The sequence below is a fragment of the Neptunomonas marina genome (assembly GCF_004005935.1).
Classification (GTDB): Bacteria; Pseudomonadota; Gammaproteobacteria; order Pseudomonadales; family Balneatricaceae; genus Neptunomonas; species Neptunomonas marina.
This window is the reverse complement of the sequence record NZ_SACQ01000016.1, coordinates 1-3,261: the sequence shown is the minus strand read 5'-3', so window position 1 is coordinate 3,261 and position 3,261 is coordinate 1. Positions and strand designations below refer to the sequence as shown.

Sequence of the window (3,261 nt, the reverse complement as noted above, 5' to 3'; positions counted from 1 at the left end):
GACCGTTACCGATCAGGGCTTCCTAATTAAAAGCTTGGCGATGTCCTACTCTCACATGGGGAAACCCCACACTACCATCGGCGCTAAATCGTTTCACTTCTGAGTTCGGGATGGGATCAGGTGGGTCCAACTCGCTATGGTCGCCAAACATAAACTGTTAAACAATACAGATTTGATGATCTAAATTCGTCTCACTTTCAACAAGCACACAGTGATTTTATCAACAGGTCTCTCACACACGCCTTTGGCGTTATATGGTCAAGCCTCACGAGCAATTAGTACTGGTTAGCTCAACGCCTCACAACGCTTCCACACCCAGCCTATCAACGTCCTAGTCTTGAACGGCTCTTTAGGGACCTTAAAGGTCCAGCGAGATCTCATCTTGAAGGGGGCTTCCCGCTTAGATGCTTTCAGCGGTTATCCCGTCCGAACGTAGCTACCCGGCAATGCCATTGGCATGACAACCGGAACACCAGAGGTTCGTTCACTCCGGTCCTCTCGTACTAGGAGCAACTCTTCTCAAATCTCAAACGCCCACGGCAGATAGGGACCGAACTGTCTCACGACGTTCTAAACCCAGCTCGCGTACCACTTTAAATGGCGAACAGCCATACCCTTGGGACCGGCTTCAGCCCCAGGATGTGATGAGCCGACATCGAGGTGCCAAACTCCCCCGTCGATGTGAACTCTTGGGAGGAATCAGCCTGTTATCCCCGGAGTACCTTTTATCCGTTGAGCGATGGCCCTTCCATACAGAACCACCGGATCACTAGCACCTACTTTCGTACCTGCTCGACGTGTCTGTCTCGCAGTTAAGCACCCTTATGCGCTTGCACTCATTGGCTGATTTCCGACCAGCCTGAGGGTACCTTCGTGCTCCTCCGTTACTCTTTGGGAGGAGACCGCCCCAGTCAAACTACCCACCACACAATGTCCTCGATCCCGATAAGGGAACTGAGTTAGAACCTCAACATTACCAGGCTGGTATTTCAAGATTGGCTCCATGCATACTGGCGTACACACTTCAAAGCCTCCCAGCTATCCTACACAAGTAATGTCAAAGTCCACTGTGAAGCTATAGTAAAGGTTCACGGGGTCTTTCCGTCTAGCCGCGGGTACGCTGCATCTTCACAGCGAGTTCAATTTCACTGAGTCTCGGGTGGAGACAGTGTGGCCATCGTTACGCCATTCGTGCAGGTCGGAACTTACCCGACAAGGAATTTCGCTACCTTAGGACCGTTATAGTTACGGCCGCCGTTTACCGGGGCTTCGATCAAGAGCTTCGCCTAAGCTAACCCCATCAATTAACCTTCCGGCACCGGGCAGGCGTCACACCCTATACGTCCACTTTCGTGTTTGCAGAGTGCTATGTTTTTAATAAACAGTCGCAGCCACCTGGTATCTTCGACCACCAACAGCTTAGGAAGTAAATTCCATCACCGTCAGCGGCGTGCCTTCTCCCGAAGTTACGGCACCATTTTGCCTAGTTCCTTCACCCGAGTTCTCTCAAGCGCCTTGGTATTCTCTACCTGACCACCTGTGTCGGTTTGGGGTACGGTTCATAATCATCTGAAGCTTAGAAGCTTTTCCTGGAAGCATGGCATCAACCACTTCTGTCCACATGGGACATCGTCATCAGCTCTCAGCCTTAAGAGATTCCGGATTTACCTAAAATCTCAGCCTACTGCCTTAAACAGGGACAACCAACGCCCTGATGGCCTAGCCTTCTCCGTCCCTCCATCGCAATGATTATAAGTACAGGAATATTAACCTGTTTCCCATCGACTACGCATCTCTGCCTCGCCTTAGGGGCCGACTCACCCTGCCTCGAATAGCGTTGGACAGGAACCCTTGGTCTTCCGGCGTGGGGGTTTTTCACCCCCATTATCGTTACTCATGTCAGCATTCGCACTTCTGATACCTCCACGGTGCCTTACAGCTTCCGCTTCAACGGCTTACAGAACGCTCCTCTACCATGCCATAAATGGCATCCGCAGCTTCGGTGTCTAGTTTTAGCCCCGTTATATCTTCCGCGCAGGCCGACTCGACTAGTGAGCTATTACGCTTTCTTTAAAGGGTGGCTGCTTCTAAGCCAACCTCCTAGCTGTCTAAGCCTTCCCACATCGTTTCCCACTTAACTAGAACTTTGGGACCTTAGCTGGCGGTCTGGGTTGTTTCCCTTTTCACGACGGACGTTAGCACCCGCCGTGTGTCTCCCATGATTGCACTCATTGGTATTCGGAGTTTGCATCGGGTTGGTAAGTCGGGATGACCCCCTAGCCGAAACAGTGCTCTACCCCCAATGGTGAGACATGAGGCACTACCTAAATAGTTTTCGAGGAGAACCAGCTATCTCCGGGCTTGATTAGCCTTTCACTCCGATCCACAGGTCATCCGCTGGCTTTTCAACGACAGTCGGTTCGGTCCTCCAGTTGATGTTACTCAACCTTCAACCTGCCCATGGATAGATCGCCCGGTTTCGGGTCTAATCCCAGCAACTAAACGCCCTATTAAGACTCGGTTTCCCTACGCCTCCCCTAAACGGTTAAGCTTGCTACTGAAATTAAGTCGCTGACCCATTATACAAAAGGTACGCAGTCACCGTCCGAAAACGGCTCCCACTGCTTGTACGTACACGGTTTCAGGTTCTATTTCACTCCCCTCACAGGGGTTCTTTTCGCCTTTCCCTCACGGTACTGGTTCACTATCGGTCAGTCAGGAGTATTTAGCCTTGGAGGATGGTCCCCCCATGTTCAGACAGGATATCACGTGTCCCGTCCTACTCGATTTCACTGTGTATAAGTTTTTAAATACGGGGCTATCACCCACTATGGCCACACTTTCCAGAGTGTTCTTCTAACTACAACACAGCTTAAGGGCTGCTCCCCGTTCGCTCGCCGCTACTTAGGGAATCTCGGTTGATTTCTTTTCCTCCGGGTACTTAGATGTTTCAGTTCCCCGGGTTCGCCTCTAAAGACCTATGTATTCAGTCTAAAGATACTCAATAAATTGAGTGGGTTTCCCCATTCGGAAATGTCCGGATCAAAGCTCGTTTACCAGCTCCCCGAACCTTATCGCAGGTTACAACGTCCTTCATCGCCTCTGACTGCCAAGGCATCCACCGTGCACGCTTTGTCACTTGACCATATAACCCGAAGGCGTCTGTTCAAGAGACTCTGTTCGTAACGATAAAATCACCATAAATTGGCACTTGTTAAAAACAAGACTTATTTCATCAAATCCACATTGTTAAAGAGCGTT

At 50.5% G+C, this 3,261-nt stretch carries 2 rRNA genes; both read right to left on the bottom strand.

Features of this window, described 5'->3' with window-relative positions:
• Window positions 1–32: 32 nt before the first annotated feature.
• Window positions 33–148: ribosomal RNA gene (gene rrf / locus EOE65_RS17810) — 5S ribosomal RNA — on the bottom strand.
• A 106-nt stretch (window positions 149–254) separates the two neighbouring features.
• Window positions 255–3,145 (bottom strand): 23S ribosomal RNA (locus EOE65_RS17805).
• Window positions 3,146–3,261 lie beyond the last annotated feature (116 nt).